This window comes from Lentimicrobium saccharophilum (assembly GCF_001192835.1).
Taxonomy (GTDB): Bacteria; Bacteroidota; Bacteroidia; order Bacteroidales; family Lentimicrobiaceae; genus Lentimicrobium; species Lentimicrobium saccharophilum.
In genome coordinates, this window is sequence record NZ_DF968182.1 from 1,577,732 (window position 1) to 1,596,655 (window position 18,924).

The window sequence follows — 18,924 nt, forward strand, 5'->3', positions numbered from 1 at the left end:
CAACTATTTTGGTACTTCAGGATGAAAAACGCAGGCTGGTAACCGGTGTAGTCACTTTTGCCATTATAACCGCCGTTCTGTGGCTTGTGAAAGGCGTAGAACTGGCGGGTGGCTTTTCTTTCGGTACGCTGGGTATCTTACCGCTCCAGGCCAGGGGATTGCCGGGAATTATCTTTTCGCCCCTGATTCATGCCGATTTGGCACATCTGACTGCCAATTCGGCTCCGTTTTTTCTGCTTGGGGCCGCCCTGGTTTATTATTACCCTAAAGAAGCCATGAAGATTTTTATCCAGCTCTGGCTGATAACCGGGCTTTGGGTGTGGCTCTTTGCCAGGGGCAACAGTTTTCATGTGGGCGCCAGCGGGGTGGTTTATGCCCTGGCATCTTTTCATTTCACCAATGGCCTGATCAAGCGCGAACCGCGTCTGATGGCTTTCGGACTGCTGGTCATTTTCCTTTACGGAAGTATGATCTGGGGGTTCTTTCCCGATTTCTTCCCTGAAAAGAACATTTCATGGGAATCGCACCTGATGGGCGCAGTAGCCGGTTTTGTAATGGCTCTTTACTACCGGAAAAGCGGCCCGCAGCCAAAGCAGTATGACTGGGAAGATGAAGAGGAGGATACGGAAACCCCGACCACGGATATCCCTGATGACATTGCACCCGGAGCAACAGACCAAACAGCACCTGCAAAGGAAATACAAATCAGCTACGAATACTCCCCGGATAAAAAACCCAAACCGGAGTGATCCAGGTCAACCGGAGCTGTTGAACAATGCTTATACTAAAGCGGATGAATCAGTACATTTCAGGAAAACACGCTGACATCGTTTACCAATCCGATGGCATCTGCCATTATAACCTGCGTTGCCTGCTGATCAGGTTCATGGCCCGTTTCTGAAAAGCCCTCAACCTTACGAACAGCAGGATCGACATCATCGCGAAAAATGCGAGCAATCCCGCCAGCAGATAATAACCGGCTTTACCACTGATCAGCTGATTTTGACCGGTCTCTTGCTGCGATGCCATGGCTTTTTCTGCATTTATTGCGGCATACCATGACGAATCTGCTGTTGCATTGTAATTTGTCAGATATACCTGGGCACTGTCGAACTCCTGCAGCGCCGCATAGCTCAGCATGGTATTGGCATACATCACCCTGATTTCCTGCCTGAGGGCAAGGTCACGGGCAATGGAGACGGCTTTTGTAAAATATCCGATCGCTCCGTGGAAGTCATGTTTCTTCATCAGCAACTCACCGATTGAATTAAGGCAGATCGCCGTGCTCCGCTTATCTTCAAGCTGCTGGTTGTTTTTCAGTGCCTGAAAAAAGTAACCGAGCGCTTTATCGTATTCGCCGAGCCTTGTGTACATTTTCCCCAGGTTATCAAGGGTGGTAGCCATACCGGCCACATCTCCCAGATCATCACGCAGGGCCAGCGCCTGACTGAAGTAATTGACCGCCTTGGTATCCTGACGGGTATTCTGGTAAACTCCTCCAATATTGTTATAGCAATAAGCCAGGCTGTAATTGTCCATGGTTATCTTCGAAAGGGAAGCCGCCTCCAGTAAAATTTCCAGCGCTTTATCGGGCAACTTATCATTAATATAGACCGTACCCATATTGATTTTCACATCAATAATCCTGGCTGTATCGCGGTTTTCAGATGCAATACGCAGCACATCACCAAAAATCTGAAGAGCTTTACCATTATTACCCATATAACTGTAAATGGTTCCCGTGTTGATCATTCCGCTGGTTGCTCCTGCAGTATCACCCAAATCAAGCTTTAAGCGGACCGACTCATCAAAACAGTCAATTGCACGGGAATAATCGCCCCTCTCCTGATAAATCACCCCGAGGTTATTGAGACTGGCAGCAATTCCCTTGTCGTCTTTGACCTTTTCGTATAAAATAATGGCGGAATCAAACTGCCGGGCTGCAGTTTCCAGATCTCCGGTCATAAAATTCAGCACCCCGGTGAACCTGTATACCCTGGCAATTGAAGGAATATGGTTTACCCTCCGGGCCTCGTTCATCGCCATTGTTGCCAGTTGCATGGCCTGATCCGGGTTGCTGTTACGCAATTCATTTGCCCGGCTGACAAGATTTTCAACACCGGGCAACACCTGCGTAACGCCCCTGAAAGGACTTAAAACAGGCAGCAAAGCAAGCAAGGCAGGCAATAATTTACCGCGGGAAAACTTCAGAAAAATATTTAAAACCCCTTGTTTCATAAGTATCAGTTCACAGTCAGATATGGTCTGAGTTTAATATAAAGGTCCTCGTATATCAGCGGAATTTCGAGCAATTCATCAGGGGAAGCATAACTTCCTTTTCGTATCCGTTTATCTATGATGGCTTTTGCAATGTAATAGTCAATGTATGGATGGGCCCGCAGTTCGTCCATGGTTGCCGTATTGATATTTACTTTTCTGATGAGCGAGGCATCGGCAAAAACGCCTTTGCTGATCTGACTGAACCTTATACTGTCCATGCCATATACTTCGAGCAACTGCCGGGCATCGGAATAACCTCCCAGCTTCTCGCGGTAACGGATGATCCTGCGTGCAAAAGCCGGGCCTATTCCCCTGACCTTTACCAGGCCCGCCGAATCGGAGCTGTTCAGTTCTGTGTGCTCATCTGCAAACCGGTTTAACGGATAAGAACGTTCCGGCTGATTTTCACTCCCGGGAGCCGGAGAACTGGCAGATTCAATCCTGACAAAAGGTTCCAGAAGAGCATAAATCTCATCATTGACAGCATAAAGTTTCCGCAGGTCTTCCTTTTTGAAGAACCTCCCGCCCTTCTCCCTGAACTTCAGAATGCTACCGGCCTGTTTTTCAGTGAATCCGAGCCTGACCCAGCCTGCCTGATCCAAAGTATTAGGGTCAAAATCAAAAGGATGGAACCTGTCCCTTAATGCAGACCTGTCGGGTCGTGTAAAATCAAAACTGTGCTGATCCGCCTGCGCCACCGATGCTTCCTGTTTCAGGAAAGCATCAATTTCGGCCGCAAATGAGCCATCGCTAAACGGCTCGGGCGTTCTGTACTTAATGTAAATGCGAGGCACAAGCACCAGGATAACAACCAGCAGAATCACGATCAGAATGGCATTGCGTTCCGATTTGCCAAAATGAAAATACTCTTTCAGCCGGTTATTCACGGGACGGAGATTATCGTTCTACATCATCATTTTCAATATAGGAATCAGGTTCAGGTTTTGGTTTCGACACCAGCACACGATAGAAAAAGTATACGGTGAGCACTACCACAACCAGCTGGACAACAATCATAAGTATCAAAGCTGAAGCATTCATCAGGAAACCCTCCCTTCTTTGGTTCGTTTACGCCAGGCGATATATACAAGCAGCGATATCAGCAGAAATAAGGAAACAAGCAGCAGCCTGGCCATATCAACAAAAAATACCCTGTTTACAACTTTACCGGTATAAAGTTCTGTACCTGCTTCAATTTTATCACCCGGGGTCAGGGACAAACTATGCTTTTCAGGATTAAATCTGTAATCACGCGATACAGGCTCACCACCCGGGTTGAGCCGGGAAACTCTTATATAATGCTTTTCGCGCAGGACGAATACAGAATCGACCCTGCCATCGGCTTCAGCATAAAACGCACCCGCAAACCACGTTTTATTCGGCCCGACGCCTTTATGCTGCAGTTGTCCGATTATGCTTTCGTTATGGAACTCCCACTTCCGCGGGTTAAGGTTGCTCCAGTCGTCATTTACAGGGCGGATAAGGGCGCCTGTAAATACAAGAATCAACACAACCGGGGTAATGTATTTAATAATGAACCTGTATATCAGCGGAATCTTTATATCGGCTCCTTCGGTGATTTCACGCCAGCCTTTTTTCAGGCCAAACACCCAGGAGAAGAGGATGGCTTCGAGCAAAGCAAATACGACCAGCGATACAGTTCCGGCCCAATAGTCGTATTCATCGAAGACCCCCTCATTGAAAAAGAAGATGGTGGGCAAGCCCAGCAAAAGTACAACGGTGCCAAAAGCAAACGCTGCCTTGGGTCGCGACCAGTTAAACTCATCCATCAGGAATCCCATACCCGGCGTACCCATTGCCAGGGAGGAAGTGATACCGGCAAAAAACAAGAGTCCGAAAAAACTTACTCCGGCAATGGCAGAAAGAACAGGCCCCCATTGCTCAAATAAAAACGGCATGGTACGGAAACCCAGCCCGAGCCCGCCGATTCCGGTAAGTTCCACCACCCTGTCGATACCCAGGTAGCCGATGGAGATCGGGATAATCACCGCGCTTCCCAGCACTATTTCCACAAATTCATTCATCCAGCCGGCCGACATCGCGTTAAGTGCGATATCGTCGCGTTTTTTCAGGTATGAGGCATAACACTGAATAGATCCCATGCCCACCGACAGGGTAAAGAAAATCTGTCCGGCAGCAGCCAGCCACACCTTGGGGTTGGCCAGGGAGGAGTAATCAGGCGTCCATAAAAAATTAAGGCCTACCGTTCCATTGTTGATCGCCCCTTCGTGTCCGGCCTTCAGGGTGATGCCCCTGTAGGCCAGAAAAATTCCGAAAATAATCAGCATTGGGACCCCGATCTTGGCCACCTTTTCCACGCCACCGCTCAAACCGCGGCTAAGTATCCAGGTGTTCAGGGCAAGACAGAGCACAAAAAAAATCAGGGCTTCATAAGGTATGCCAGTGGTAGAAGTGGTTACATCCAGATAATTGCTGAAAAATCCGGCTACCTCATGCTGGTCCATCCCGTTGAAGGTCCCGAAAAGGGAGTGAAAGATGTAGGAGATTGTCCAGCTTTCGATGTAGCAGTAATAAGCGGCAATGGCAATGTTCGAAAAAATACCGAAGACTCCCACATACTTCCATATCCAGCGTTTATCCATCGAACCCATGATAAAAGGGGTGGAGTGATGGCCAAACTGTCCGCCGAACCTGCCGGAGGCCCATTCTATCATCAACAGTGGAATGCCCAGCACCAGAAATGATACCAGATAAGGGATGATAAAGGCCCCGCCTCCATTCTGCACGGCCTGCACCGGAAACCTTAAAAAATTACCAAATCCAACGGCATTTCCTGCCATAGCCAATACCAGCCCAACCCTGGACCCCCATGCTTCAGTGTTTGTGCTCATCGCTTCTCTTAGTGAGTTTAACTTTAGTATGTAAATGTCGCAATCCTGACGACTTTAAAAGCAACTTATATTCTGACACTTAAGAACTATGCACAAGAAATGTAAACTCCAGCCGCACCTTTTCACCTGCATTACTTTCAACCATCTCAAAGGGTTCAGCCATTAAACCTGCCGGTCCGGTCTGGTAGATGCAATATTAAAAAATAAATCATCTTTCGCCAACTGTTATTTTAAGCAGGTAATTACCTATCCGGCAATCGAGGCATCGCTTTTTATCACAATAATCCGATTTCATACCGATCAGGGCCTGGGTATTGAAGGCGCTGGATACATCCATGCCGGCGGCTTTCCAGCGGCTGATCTGTGTATTTTTCTCACCGTTTAGCCGGCTGAAAAATTCCAAAGCCCTGTTACACAGGCTATCGTTGTCGATGGAACGGCCATAAACAAAGAGAAATGGCAGCACGGAATTGATCAAAAGTAAACTCACCGCATCCTTTCCGAGGTGTTTCTTCCGGCCGGGCGTTAACCGGTCGAAAATAAAGTGGTTGTCCCAATATGCAGAGGCGCTGACACCGGAAAAGTGCACGGTCAGTTCATCGGTGGTTTTGCACTCCAGTGCGCGCGAAAGCAATCCGCCGCCGGTACAGAGCAGGGCTGAGAACTGGGCCAGGCGAATGGTTGGAAAGTTCACGGGTCTTAGCCGCATAAAGCGCCAGAGATGCGGTGCAATTGGCACCAGATGATACTTTTGGCGCAAAAAGGAATACTCATTGAACAACTCCTGCGGCCAGGGATCTCTCAGGTCGTGCGAGAGCAGTCCGGCCTGACCGAATACCAGCGCTTCCACCTGCATGGGCTGATCCAGATGCCTGGCGATTACGCGATACGGCAGCGACCTGGCCATCATCTCGAAAGGCAGGGCGTTCACACTGAAACCGAAACTGCGGGCGAGGGTATGATAAAAGGCCTCCTCCCAATCGTTGTTCCCCAGCTTGAGAAAACCCTGAATCAACTCAGCTTTGTGCTCAAGCCTTTCAACCAGCATTCGCTCCAGCCAGAGATATGTTTCATGTGCAGGCACCTCATTCAACTGGTTGATGCAAGGCACCCAAAGCTTCGAATTTATAAACTGCTGATAGTTTGAATACAACGACAAATCGAAAAACTCCTTCAGCTGCAGAACCGGAAACCGGCTTTCAGAAGGTTTATCATCATGATGATAAACCACGTGCAACACCACATTCTCATAGGCCGGATCATGCTGATGGCCATGGCGGTACCAGTCGGAACTGTTTACATGTATTTCGACATTGCCGGCCCACATGGCCTCACCGATCCTGAGCCGGGCATCGGAAAAATCAGGCCCGGCGTTATGATTGTGGATACCCGGAGAAATCACTTCAACATACTCATTTTCAATTGTTCTTAACGGCTTATTGTATAGCCTGTACTTCCAGATATAATGCAGGAATTCCTCTTTCATAATTTTAGTATATATCAATAATTAAAAATGGACACCTCCATACATTATCGCCTGAAAACATGTTGATTCCGGCAGATTGCCTTGATTTTTCATCAATTGCCTGATTCGTTCTATAACCTTACTAAATCCTTAAGATAACCGATAATATTTTTAATTCGTTGTTCTGAGGTGACCGGATCGCAGCATCCGCCATGATACCCTGAATGAATCAACCATCACAATGGAGAAATTTTAATTAAAATTAAGAAAAAAGATGGATGTATTCATGAAATTGTTTATATTTGAAGAAAAATGACCAAAGGCAGCCCGGCAGCCTGCTTGCGGATGTCAAACTTTAAACTAACTTTGCCGCTCTTAAAGAGGATTTCATGAAAAGTGCCGTTACGCTTGTTGCAGGAATTGACTACAAAGTGCGTAAGCTTATTGAAAAAAACGGCATACTAAAAGGCGAGAACCAGCGTTTAAATAATGAGGTGAACTCGCTGAACAAGAGGATTGAAGACCTCCAAAAGGAGATCAATGAAATACACGAAAAACTAACTGCATTAAAACTGGCGAAATCACTGAACAGAGAAGAGAGCCGGACAAATGTCAAACTAAAGATTAATGAGCTTGTGCGGGAAATTGACCATTGCATCGGACTTTTAAATAAATAAACTGTTAAACTACCTGATGGATGAACTATCGATAACTGTAGTAATTGCTGACCGGCCCTATAAACTGACGATACAGAGGGAAGAAGAGGAAGCGGTCCGCAATGCAGCCAGGTTGATCGATGAACAAATGAAAAAATATGCAAGTTACTTTCAATATAAAGACAAACAGGATCTGTTGGCGATGGTTGCCCTTCAATATGCAACCAGTACCGTTGAACTGGAGAACCAGTTAAGGTATCGCGACAATGAGCTGCTTGACAAACTTGCTGAAATTGACAGGGTTTTAACAAATGATTGACCTTATTTGAAAGTCTGCAACAAGTTCTTTGAAAAAATTAATGACATCCCGCATTGATTCTACCAAGTTTGTAAACTCAACATTTTCAACTTTGGGACAACGCTCAGTACGGATGTAGAACAGGCCTTACCCTGGTTTCGGCCAGGTCCCTCTCCGGAGGGCATTGGAAGTTTGAAGTCCCTGGCAGTTCCATTTATGTAGTTTTGGGGTTTACCAAAACTATTGAGTCAATGCGGGTTTTTTATTGTCCGTCCCTTCCTCCGTTTCTACATAACCACAATTAACTCTTGTAAAAAAATGGATACACTGATGATTATTCTGGCCGTTGTTGCCGGAATTGTAGCAGGCGGGCTGGTAACCAGCACGCTACTGCGGAAGGCCATCGAAAAAAAGAGCGAACACCTTCTGAAAGACGCCGAAGAAAAGGCTGAAATGGTCAAAAAGGATAAAATCCTTCAGGCCAAGGAGAAGTTCCTCCAGATGAAAACCGATTACGAAAACACTTACCAGGAAAAAAACAAAGAAATACTCAAGAATGAAAACAGGCTGAAACAAAAAGAAGCCACCCTGTCACAAAAATTTGAAGAATTACAACGCAAACAAAAAGAAGTAACCACCATTAAAGACAACCTGACTTCGCAGCTTGAGCTGCTGAACAAGAAGCAGGCAGATCTTGACAAAGCTGTGAAACAGCAGGTTGAACAGCTCGAAGCTATATCGGGCATGTCGGCGGAAGAGGCAAAAGCACAAATGATTGAGGCGCTCAAGGACGAGGCCAAATCCGAAGCCATGGTCCATATCAAGGACATTGTGGAGGAAGCAAAGCTTACTGCCAATACCGAAGCCAAGAAAATCGTTATCGAAACCATACAGCGTACGGCTGCCGAGCACGCCATTGAAAACAGCGTTTCGGTCTTCAACATCGAAAGTGAAGAGATCAAGGGGCGCATCATCGGCCGCGAAGGGCGCAACATCCGCACCCTTGAAGCCCTTACCGGAATTGAGATCGTGATTGACGACTCCCCCGACGCCATTATCCTTTCGGGGTTCGACCCCGTACGCCGAGAAATCGCCCGCCTGTCACTGCACAAACTGGTGACCGACGGCCGCATACACCCGGCCCGCATCGAAGAAGTGGTTGCCAAAACCCGCAAACAAATCGAACAGGAAATTGTGGAAACCGGCAAACGTACCGCCATCGACCTTGGCATCCACGGCCTGCATCCCGAGCTCATCCGTATGATCGGTAAAATGAAATACCGTTCCTCTTACGGGCAGAACCTGCTGCAGCATTCCAAGGAGGTCGCCAACCTTTGCGCCACCATGGCTGCTGAACTTGGTCTCAGTCCTAAAAAGGCCAAACGTGCAGGACTGCTTCACGATATCGGAAAAGTGCCCGACAATGAACCGGAACTGCCGCATGCAATCCTTGGCATGAAGCTGGCCGAACGCTACAAGGAGCCCGCCGACATCTGCAATGCCATCGGCGCCCACCATGATGAAGTGGAGATGGAAAGCCTGATTGCACCCATCGTGCAGGTTTGCGACGCCATTTCGGGCGCACGCCCAGGTGCAAGGCGCGAAGTAGTGGAAGCGTATATTCAAAGGCTCAATCACCTCGAAGAGCTGGCCCTCTCCTACCCCGGCGTGGTAAAAACATACGCCATACAGGCAGGCCGCGAACTCAGGGTAATTGTGGGTGCCGACAAGGTCAGCGACGACGAGGCAAACAAAATTTCGTACGACCTCTCTAAGAAAATCCAGGACGAAATGACCTACCCCGGACAGATTAAAATTACCGTAATCCGCGAGACCAGAGCGATCAGTTTTGCAAAATAACTATTGAATCTTATTTCTGAAGGAGTGTTATCTGTTGGTAACACTCCTTTCTGTTATAAGGCAATTATCCCCTCAATCACCGAAGCCTTCCGGTATCTTTCCACGATTTCGGCGGGGCTGAGCATCATTTCCTTTACTGTTACCGAGATATACTTCCCACCTGAGGAATGGCGGGTAAAAATGCGCGCCTCATCGCCGAACAGGCGGCGCAACAATGCGTAATCGCGGTTTGAATCCGTAATTATGAATTTAAACATATACACCGCCGGCCAGTTTCCCTGCCGGGATAGCTGGTCTTCCAGCCGTTTCAGAAATTCCTCGTTAATATGTCCGGGCACAATGGATTGGTTTAGAAAACGGTTCACTATTTTGCCGTACTTTCGGCAACAGAATCAAGCCAAATTAATCATAATCATGATACAATTTACCGAAGCCCTTAACTATCTGAAATCACGGGGGATCAAAAGCCCGGATACCGGAATTATTCTCGGCACCGGGCTGGGTGATCTTGCCCGGCATATTGAGGCTGAAGTCATTATTAACTATGAAGACATTCCCGGCTTCCCCGTTTCTACAGTAGAAACGCACCATGGCCGCCTGATCTGCGGGTTGCTGAGCGGGAAAAAAGTCCTGGCGATGCAGGGACGTTTTCATTACTACGAAGGTTACAGCATGCAGCAGATCGTATTGCCCGTCAGGATCATGAAGCTGCTGGGGGTGTCGGCCGTGCTGCTATCGAATGCGGCGGGCGGGATCAATCTGAAAATGACAAAGGGGAGCCTGATGCTGATCGACGATCATATCAACCTGCTGCCGGCCAATCCGCTAACCGGCCCCAACCACGACGGACTGGGTACCCGGTTTCCCGATATGAGCCGGCCCTACGATCCCGCAATCAATGCTTTGTTTGCAAAAGCGGCTGTAGAAGAAGGCATTGAGTTGCACACCGGCGTTTATGCTGCCGTTGCCGGACCTAACCTCGAAACCAGGGCCGAATACCGCTTTCTTCGAACCATAGGCGCCGATGTGGTGGGCATGTCGACCGTACCGGAGGTGATCGCCTGCAACCACATGAAACTGCCCTGCGCAGCCGTAAGTGTGATTACTGATGAATGCGATCCTGACAACCTGGCCCCTGCCGACATCGGCGACATCATAGCAACCGCAGCCAAAGCTGAAAAGTTATTGACCCGCCTGTTTAAGCATGTGATTGGAAATTTATAAAAAGAGATAACAGTGGCAGGGTCGAAGCCTTTGCCGGAAATCAGTGCATTTTCACGCGTTTCAGCAGATAGGGCAGCAGCACCTGTTTGTAACCCAGGTTGATATCGGCTTCCACCAGGTCAATGTGGTACTGCGCACAACGAAGATAAAGTTCTGATTTAAAGTTATTCATCTGCTCACGGTAACCGGCCCTGACCTCGTTGGGGCAGATTTTTACCTCTTCGCCGGTCTCCATATCGATGAAACGATACGGTTTGTTGTCGAAGGCGAAGTCAATCTCATGCTTCTTATCAGCCACATGAAACAGGATTACCTCGTGCTTGTTGTGTCTGAGGTGCTGAAGGGCCGGGAACAACTCATCGCGCGAAGCGTCGCTGTCGAGCATATCACTGAAAATCACCACCAGCGACCGCTTATGAATGTTTTCGGCAATCTGGTGCAGGGCGCTGGCGGCTGAAGTTGATTTACCCGACTTATTCTCCGGGGCATCCAGCAGGTGTTCCAGTTCTTTATACAGCCTTTTTTGATGAACCTGGCTCGAATGCGCACCGGTATGAAGCACCACTTCGTCATTAAAAATACTCAATCCCGAGGCATCACGCTGACGCCGGAGCAGATACATAATGGCAGCCGCCGAATAGACAGAAAAAGTCATCTTATCCGGATCCTCAGGGGAAGGTTTGTCCTTAAGCGGATAGTACATGGATGAAGAACCGTCTATCACGATCTGGCAGCGCAGGTTGGTTTCTTCCTCGTACTTTTTGACATACATACGGTCGGTACGGCCGTATAATTTCCAATCGATGTGCTTCACCGATTCTCCCTGATTATAAAGCCGGTGTTCGGCAAATTCAACCGAAAAACCATGAAACGGGCTCTTGTGCAGGCCTGTAATAAACCCTTCCACCACCTGGCGCGCCAGCAGCTCAAGCGGACTCAGGTCTTCAAAACCAGACTGATCAATCGTAACGGGCATGGACAAACAAAGTTATCTGAAATAAAAACCGGGACACAAAGAGCGTTCCATGTATCCCGGCTGATCTGTCAAAGCAGTTTACAGAAGCTTTTCGAGCTTGGCAACCAACACCGACTTGGGCACTGCCCCTACCTGTTTGTCGGCCACTTCTCCGTTTTTGAAAAAGAGGATGGTGGGAATATTACGGATACCGTATTTAGCGGTGGTTCCCGGATTGCTGTCAACATCCAGCTTACCGATCACTGCCCGGCCGTCATATTCCTTGCTCATTTCTTCAACGAGGGGTCCAACCATCCGACAGGGTCCGCACCACTCAGCCCAGAGATCGACGATGGCCGGTTTGTCTGACTTCAGTACAAGTTCTTCAAAATTAGCATCGGTTAATTCAATTGCCATGATGAAATAAGATTTTTAGGTTAAACAATTCAGCTAAGGGTTCAAAGATAACGCATTTTTCTCCCGACAGTTTACAACTGTCGTCATTTTCTTTAAATTTTTATAGCAGTCACCGCGCGGTTGATCCAGCGCAAATGCTGATCAGGCAAGGCTTATTTCAAGCATTGTCCATTGTTTCAGTTTCCCGGCCAGTTCCCTGGGGTTGACCCGGTAGCGCGACATCATCTTCAGGTTCCGGGTCATTTCATCGGAAACCTGAAATTCTAGCGAGGCCTGACCCGGCGAGGATGTTACCGCTTCCTTCAGTCTCTCCACAAAAGATTGATCCACTCCTGCCCCTTCCAGATGAATGGTCACCGAACTGGTAAGCTTGTTGGTAACCTCAGCCAATAGCAGAATGTTTGAAACCTTCAGCTCTATCATATCCGAATCGCGAAAGCGCTTCTGCACCGAGCCACTGATCATCAGCGACATCCCGGGAACCAGTAAATGCCTGAATTTCAGATAATCATCCGAGAACAGCATGAGTTGCACGGTGTCGTTGTGGTCTTCGATGGTGAAACTCCCGAAAAGGGTGTTGTTTTTACTCATCCTTTCATTGGCGGCAGAAACGATACCTGCAACACTCACCGTTTTTCCGAGAAAACGCCGGATATTCTCCTCCCGGATATCGCTTACCTGATTTTTACAGAATGATTTGATTTCCAACCTGTAATCATCGAGCGGATGGCCGGACATATAGAAACCGGTAACCTCCTTTTCGTGCCTGAGTTGTTCAAAGTTGCTCCAGGCTTCACATTCAGGCATTTCAACTTCCGGCATTTCCACCTCCGATTCGCCACCAAAAAGGCTGACCTGCATTCCAAGCTTTTGTGCCTGGTAATCAGAAGCATGCCGCAGCACCTTATCAAGAAAAGTCGGGCCGTCAGGCGCTTCCTGGAAAAAATACTGCGCCCGGTGCGATCCTTCAAACGTATCGAAAGCTCCGGCTTTGGCCAGCGCCTCCAGGCTGCGGCGGTTGATGGTACGCAGGTTTACCCGGCGCGTCAGGTCAATGATATCCTTAAACGGACCGTTGGCCGTTCTTTCTTCTATAATAGCCATCACCGCGTTTTCGCCTACGCCTTTCACAGCACCCATCCCGAAACGGATCTCCCCGTTTCTGTTCACAGCAAAATGGTATCCCGACTCATTCACATCGGGACTAAGGACCGGAATGCCCATCCGGCGGGTTTCATCAATAAAGAAAGTAATCTTTTTGATGTCGCTCAGGTTGTGCGTCAGCACGGCCGCCATATACTCTGCAGGATAGTGCGCTTTGAGGAATGCAGTCTGGAATGCCACAAAAGCGTAACAAGTGGAATGCGACTTGTTGAATGCGTATGCGGCAAACGCTTCCCAGTCGGTCCAGATCTTTTCGCAGGCTTTCAGATCCAGGTTGTTCTTTTTACAACCCTCAATATACTTTCCCTTCTTCTCATCCAGGGTTTTCTTATCCTTCTTTCCCATGGCCTTGCGGAGGGTATCGGCATCTCCCTTGGTAAAGCCGGCAAGTTTCTGGGAGAGGAGCATCACCTGCTCCTGATACACCGTGATGCCATAGGTTTCTTCAAGATACTCCTCAAGTTCGGGCAGGTCGTAAACCACTTTTTCGCGCCCGAATTTCCGGCTGATAAAATTGGGGATATATTCCATGGGCCCCGGACGATAGAGGGCGTTCATGGCAATCAGGTCCTCGAACTTATCGGGCTTCAATTCCCTGAGATGCTTCTGCATCCCGGCCGACTCAAACTGGAAAGTGCCGTTGGTTTCGCCCTTCTGGTAAAGTTCAAGGGTTTTATTATCATCGAGCGGCACCTCATCGATATTGATTTTTTTTCCATGATTCTCTTCTATCAGCCTCAGCGCATCCCTGATGATGCTGAGGGTTTTCAGACCAAGGAAGTCCATCTTGATCACCCCCGCGCTTTCGATTTCCTTTCCTTCGAACTGGGTAATCAGCAGATTGGTTTCCTTTGAAGTGTGCACCGGGATAATATCGGTCAGGTCCGAAGGGGCGATGATGATTCCTGCGGCATGAATGCCTGTGCTGCGGACGGAACCCTCAAGTTTCACGGCTTCACGGAGCACCTCCGCCTGCAGGTCTTTTCCTTTGGCAATCTCCCGGAGTTTCTTTACATCTTCCAGGTCTTCCGCAACCAGACTTTCTTTTTCCTTCAGGCTTCCGGGCCCCTCGAGTGGCGCCTGCATCAATCTTTTCAGTTCAATGCCCGGCTTATCGGGGACAAGTTTGGCAAGGTTATTCGAATCGTTGAGCGGAAGATCAAGCACCCGCGCCACATCCTTGATGGAGCTCTTGGCCGCCATGGAACCAAAGGTGACAATCTGCGCCACCTGGTTGTGGCCATATTTGTCAACCACATAATCAATCACCTTCTGACGGCCTTCATCATCGAAATCGGTATCTATATCAGGCATGCTCTTGCGGTCCGGATTCAGAAAACGCTCGAACAGTAACTTGTACTTGATCGGGTCAATGCTGGTAATACCGATACAATACGCCACAACAGAACCCGCTGCCGAACCGCGGCCCGGGCCGATAAACACCCCGAGATCCCTGCCCGCCTTGATAAAATCAGACACAATCAGAAAATACCCGGTAAATCCCATCTGACGGATTACACCCAGCTCAAATTCAAGACGGTCGGTAATCTCAGGGGTCAGCTCGGCATACTTCTGACGGGCACCTGCATACGTCAGATGGTGCAGATATTCAAACTGATCGGTATAACCTTTTGGCAGGGCAAAATGCGGGAGCATAATGTCTTTCTTCAGGTTCAGCAGCTCCACCTTACCCACAATATCATTGGTATTGTCAATGGCCTCCGGCAGGTCGGAGAACAATTCCGACATTTCCTGCGTGGTCTTGAAATAAAACTGATCATTGTAAAACGCAAAACGCCTGCCCTTTACCGACGAATCTTCATCGTTGTAATCCTTGTTGGTGGGAGTGCTTTTCTTTTCGCCTGTATTTACGCATAGGAGGATGTCATGGGCTTCGTAAAAGTCCTGCTCAACATAATGAGAATCGTTGGTGGCAATGATTTTTACATTGTATTTGCGGGCGAACTTCACCAAAACTTCATTCACTTTGTTTTGCTCGGGGATCTGGTGACGCTGAAGTTCAACATAATAATCCTCCCCGAAAATATCCAGCCACCATTTAAACAGCTTTTCACCTTCCTCCTCGCCCTTATTCAGGATAGCCCTTGGTACTTCGGCAGCCAGGCAGCAAGTGGTGGCGATCAGTCCCTTGTGATGACGAAGCAGCAATTCTTTATCGATGCGCGGATACTTGCTGTAAAAGCCCTCCATATAGCCCAGTGAACATAACTTCACCAGGTTGTTATAGCCCTCCTGATTTTTGGCAAGAAGCAATTGATGAAAGCGCATATCTTTCAGGTCTCTTGTAAACTGCTTGCGATGCCGGTCTTCAACAAGATAGAATTCGCACCCCACGATGGGCTTGATTACCGGGGGCTCCCCCTTCTTATTGTACTTTTCAGCCTCTGCCACAAATTTGAAAACCCCGAACATGTTACCATGATCGGTAAGCGCAACAGCCGGCATATTGTCTTTTACGGCCTTTTCGTACATCTGGCTGATTTCGGCAGCCCCGTCGAGAATGGAATACTTTGAATGAACGTGGAGATGAGTGAATTTATTCATAGAAAATCATCCGGCAGGTAATAAATACCTGTAATATAAAAGGTTAGTTCTGATTCGGATTCTGATTAAGGAACCAAAAACAGCTACCCGATTAACAGAATCAACGGTAACTGTGGTGGGTAAAATTAGTCAAATCAGCCGAGGGGGTTTGTATTGTTGATAAATTTTATCATTCTCAATCAGGGTGCCTTTAAACGGGAGAACGCTACATTATGACTTATCTTTGCACTCTCTAAACCGCAGCATCAGATGTTTCAAAACCGGAAATTACAAAGGATAGCCCTGGTCGCGGTATTTTTACCGGCATTGATCCTGCTTGCCGGTTTTGCTTTCAGAAATGTACTGCTCAACCGGATGCTGAGCGACCGGATTGAAAAGCTTGAAACCAGGACCGGTATGGATATCAGCTTTCAGAAAGCCGGTTTTACCGGGATCAGCACCATCAACATCCATCAGCTTTGTCTGCTTCCTCCTGAAGGCGACACCCTGATGACAATGCAGCGCATAAGAGTGAATATCAGTCCTTTGGCATTGCTGACATTCCGGCTTAAATTCGGGTTTGCGGAGATCAACAAACCAAAACTTACCCTTTGGCGCGAAGGGAGTGAAAGCAATTACCTTTTCCTGCTGAACCATGGTTCCGATTCTGTCAGCAGCACCGCACCCGACGCTCAGCGACGCAATTACAAAGCATTTACCGATCGCATATTCAGTCTGATATTCAACTACATTCCAGCAAATATCCGCATCACGGGCCTTCAGGCAAGCGCCCTGATCAACCGCCACCACCTTGCATTCAGGATGGATGACCTGTTGATTGACGACCGGGCATTCAGCACCAGGATTTATGTGGCTGAGGACAGTACAGTAAATCAATGGAACCTGGGCGGTTTGATTCAGCCCTCTGCAGGCTCGGCAGGATTCAGCCTCACAACCACCGGACTGTCGCCGGTGAAAATCCCGTATCTGCAGCACCGCAGGGGATTGCTTCTTGCCTTCGACACCCTGAAGCTTGATCTGAAATATAAAAAAGAGTCCGACAGTTGTTCAAGATTAACCGGAAATATGCGGACTTCAAATCAGCGCATCAATCATGCGCGCATCTCCCCTTTTGACGTGATACTTTCATCAGGCAGCGCGGAATTCAGCATTAAGACCGGCAAAACCTGGGTCGAAATTGACAGCGCCACCCGTATCAGCTTCAACGGACAGGATTTCAGGTTGTTTGCACGTTATGATCAATCGCCCGAAAAAAGGATACAAATACGGATCAATGAACCTGATTTTGATGCAGCCGTCTTTTTCAACGCCTTGCCTGACGGACTTTTCACAAACCTGGCAGGCATCAGGGTAAAGGGCCGGCTGGGTTTCAGCCTTCATTTTGACCTCAATCCGGATTTACCTGATTCACTGACATTTAACGCCGCATTGAAGCAAAAGGGATTTTCAATCCAGTCTTTCGGAGTCACCGATTTCAGAAGAATCAACGGCGACTTTCCTTACACGGCTTACGAAAAGGGCGTGCCCGTGCGGACCTTCATGGTCGGACCTGAAAATCCAGACTTCCGCCGCCTTGATCAGATCCCGGATTACCTGAAATATGCGATCATGACATCGGAAGACGGTGCATTTTTTCACCACAACGGATTTATCCCCGATGCCATCCGCGAAAGCATCATCACCAACATCAGGGAAAAACGCTTTGCCCGTGGCGGAAGCACCATCAGCATGCAACTGGTAAAAAATGTGTTTCTGAACCGCAACAAAACAATCACACGGAAACTTGAGGAAATGCTGATCACCTGGCTGATCGAATCGCAGCGGCTGACAGGTAAGGAGCGGATGCTTGAGGTCTATCTCAACATAATAGAAACCGGGCCTATGGTTTACGGCGTAAATGAAGCGGCCCGTTTTTACTTCGCCAAAGATGTTTCAAAACTGACGCTGGCAGAATCCATTTACCTGGCAAGCATCGTGCCCCGCCCGAAAGCATTCAGGTATTCATTCGACAGCAAGGGAGATTTACGGGAGCACCTGAAAGCCTATTATGAACTTGTGTCATCCAAAATGCTTAGAAAGGAATGGATCACACAGGAAGATTATGACCGCCTGGCTCCGGCTGTCGAGCTGAAAGGTCCCGCCCGTGAGTTGGTGGTGATGACGGATACGATTCCGGCAGGAGAAATAGAGGAGCCGGAGGAGTTTTAATTTCGGATTTCGGATTTCGGATAGTGGATTGCGGTCCCGATAGCTATCAGTGATCTTATTTACAATATTTGATTTAGTTCTTTGTATGTAACAGGATAAGATTTTTCCCAAATACATTTGAATAGCTATTTATTATAGGCAGTTTAGATCTTTCTATTGTGAATTTGGGTCTTGGAATGATTTATTATAACTATAATTAAATATGGCGGTGATTAATGTCATCCAATGAACTGCGCTAATTAGTTTATCCTCTATTTAATAGTAATTATGCATAAATGTATTCTTGTTATAGGTTGTTCTAATGAAAATATTGTGTATATTTACCGCCATATATAATTTTAGTTTTGTTTAATCAAACCAAAAATTGAAGCGATGAAAATCTCAATCAAGGGCCTAAAGGGCAGCGATTTTTTTATTGACCAAAACGATAGTCTTGGAAAGAAACTAGCTATGCTGATCGAAGGTCATTGCACCATTGGGGTAAAGGCAGCAATAAAAAAGTACGGATATACCGAACAACGTTACTATCAGTTATTGAAGAAATATCACGAAAATGGCTCATTAGCATTGGTTGACAAGAAAACAGGCTCGGAAAAGCAGCCTGTCAGAACAAAGGAAGTTTTAAACCAGATAATCAGGCTTCGGTTTTTAGATCCATTTGCCGATGCTGTTGTAATCTCCCAGAAGCTGAATCAACTTGGATACAAAGTAAGCAAACGCAGTGTTGAGAGGACAATTACGGAGTTTGGGCTCCAAAAAAAACGCATGTTCTGAACCCTAAAAATGAGAAGCAAAGGGAAGAAATCAATATCCGGGTCTCTAAGAGGGAAACATCATCCATCAAAATAAACAATGCCGGAACAGAGAGATTTTTCAGGGAAAGCCTTTCAAAAAAGGTAAGTGGTACACTTGTCGGATTGTGGTTTCTGGTTGCCGAGCACCTTCGACTTGGAAGTTGG

General features: G+C 47.7%; 15 protein-coding genes. 7 read left to right on the top strand and 8 right to left on the bottom strand.

Annotation, left to right across the window (positions count from 1 at the left end; all coding sequences use genetic code 11):
* Window positions 1–8 precede the first annotated feature (8 nt).
* Window positions 9–749 (top strand): rhomboid family intramembrane serine protease, encoded by a 741-nt coding sequence (locus TBC1_RS05940; RefSeq protein WP_062039746.1) that lies wholly within the window; start codon window positions 9–11, stop codon window positions 747–749.
* Between the two features lie 106 nt (window positions 750–855).
* On the opposite strand, the gene TBC1_RS05945 is transcribed toward TBC1_RS05940, so the two are convergent.
* The 4 genes from TBC1_RS05945 to TBC1_RS05960 form a co-directional block, all read right to left on the bottom strand.
* The gene (locus tag TBC1_RS05945) at window positions 856–2,238 is read right to left on the bottom strand and encodes a tetratricopeptide repeat protein (protein ID WP_062039748.1); all 1,383 of its coding nucleotides are present in this window, start codon (window positions 2,236–2,238) and stop codon (window positions 856–858) included.
* A gap of 5 nt (window positions 2,239–2,243) precedes the next feature.
* Window positions 2,244–3,167, bottom strand: a complete 924-nt coding sequence (locus tag TBC1_RS05950) for a ComEA family DNA-binding protein (RefSeq protein ID WP_062039750.1) — start codon at window positions 3,165–3,167, stop codon at window positions 2,244–2,246.
* A 153-nt stretch (window positions 3,168–3,320) separates the two neighbouring features.
* Window positions 3,321–5,153 (bottom strand): sodium-dependent transporter, encoded by a 1,833-nt coding sequence (locus TBC1_RS05955; RefSeq protein ID WP_062039752.1) that lies wholly within the window; start codon window positions 5,151–5,153, stop codon window positions 3,321–3,323.
* A gap of 208 nt (window positions 5,154–5,361) precedes the next feature.
* Window positions 5,362–6,639 (bottom strand): DUF2851 family protein, encoded by a 1,278-nt coding sequence (locus TBC1_RS05960; protein ID WP_062039753.1) that lies wholly within the window; start codon window positions 6,637–6,639, stop codon window positions 5,362–5,364.
* A gap of 368 nt (window positions 6,640–7,007) precedes the next feature.
* On the opposite strand from TBC1_RS05960, the gene TBC1_RS05965 reads away from it, so the two are divergent.
* The 3 genes from TBC1_RS05965 (at window position 7,008) to rny (ending at window position 9,432) form a co-directional block, all read left to right on the top strand.
* On the top strand, window positions 7,008–7,295 hold the full coding sequence (locus TBC1_RS05965; protein ID WP_062039755.1) for a hypothetical protein: 288 nt from the start codon (window positions 7,008–7,010) through the stop codon (window positions 7,293–7,295).
* Between the two features lie 16 nt (window positions 7,296–7,311).
* Window positions 7,312–7,593: a cell division protein ZapA gene (locus tag TBC1_RS05970; protein ID WP_062039757.1), complete on the top strand. Its 282-nt coding sequence runs from the start codon at window positions 7,312–7,314 to the stop codon at window positions 7,591–7,593.
* A gap of 297 nt (window positions 7,594–7,890) precedes the next feature.
* Window positions 7,891–9,432, top strand: coding sequence for a ribonuclease Y (rny, locus tag TBC1_RS05975; RefSeq protein WP_062039759.1), 1,542 nt, complete (start codon window positions 7,891–7,893; stop codon window positions 9,430–9,432).
* A 53-nt stretch (window positions 9,433–9,485) separates the two neighbouring features.
* Here the strand turns inward: rny and TBC1_RS05980 are convergent, their stop codons facing one another.
* Complete coding sequence (locus TBC1_RS05980) at window positions 9,486–9,770, bottom strand: YbeD family protein (RefSeq protein ID WP_201781635.1); 285 nt, start codon at window positions 9,768–9,770, stop codon at window positions 9,486–9,488.
* A gap of 76 nt (window positions 9,771–9,846) precedes the next feature.
* On the opposite strand from TBC1_RS05980, the gene TBC1_RS05985 reads away from it, so the two are divergent.
* A complete protein-coding gene (locus tag TBC1_RS05985; RefSeq protein ID WP_062039761.1) occupies window positions 9,847–10,656 on the top strand; it encodes a purine-nucleoside phosphorylase in 810 nt (269 codons plus the stop codon).
* Between the two features lie 40 nt (window positions 10,657–10,696).
* Here the strand turns inward: TBC1_RS05985 and TBC1_RS05990 are convergent, their stop codons facing one another.
* From TBC1_RS05990 to dnaE, 3 genes are all read right to left on the bottom strand, one after another.
* The gene (locus TBC1_RS05990) at window positions 10,697–11,632 is read right to left on the bottom strand and encodes a DUF58 domain-containing protein (RefSeq protein WP_062039763.1); all 936 of its coding nucleotides are present in this window, start codon (window positions 11,630–11,632) and stop codon (window positions 10,697–10,699) included.
* A gap of 78 nt (window positions 11,633–11,710) precedes the next feature.
* Window positions 11,711–12,028 (bottom strand): thioredoxin, encoded by a 318-nt coding sequence (gene trxA / locus TBC1_RS05995; protein WP_062039765.1) that lies wholly within the window; start codon window positions 12,026–12,028, stop codon window positions 11,711–11,713.
* 141 nt (window positions 12,029–12,169) lie between these two features.
* Window positions 12,170–15,757, bottom strand: a complete 3,588-nt coding sequence (dnaE, locus tag TBC1_RS06000; RefSeq protein ID WP_062039766.1) for a DNA polymerase III subunit alpha — start codon at window positions 15,755–15,757, stop codon at window positions 12,170–12,172.
* A gap of 249 nt (window positions 15,758–16,006) precedes the next feature.
* On the opposite strand from dnaE, the gene TBC1_RS06005 reads away from it, so the two are divergent.
* Together TBC1_RS06005 and TBC1_RS06010 are read left to right on the top strand one after the other, a co-directional pair.
* Window positions 16,007–17,965 carry a biosynthetic peptidoglycan transglycosylase gene (locus TBC1_RS06005; RefSeq protein ID WP_062039768.1) on the top strand — a complete coding sequence of 653 codons (1,959 nt, stop codon included), beginning with the start codon at window positions 16,007–16,009 and terminating at the stop codon, window positions 17,963–17,965.
* Window positions 17,966–18,337: 372 nt separating this feature from the next.
* A complete protein-coding gene (locus tag TBC1_RS06010) occupies window positions 18,338–18,739 on the top strand; it encodes a helix-turn-helix domain-containing protein (protein ID WP_062039770.1) in 402 nt (133 codons plus the stop codon).
* Window positions 18,740–18,924: the final 185 nt, after the last annotated feature.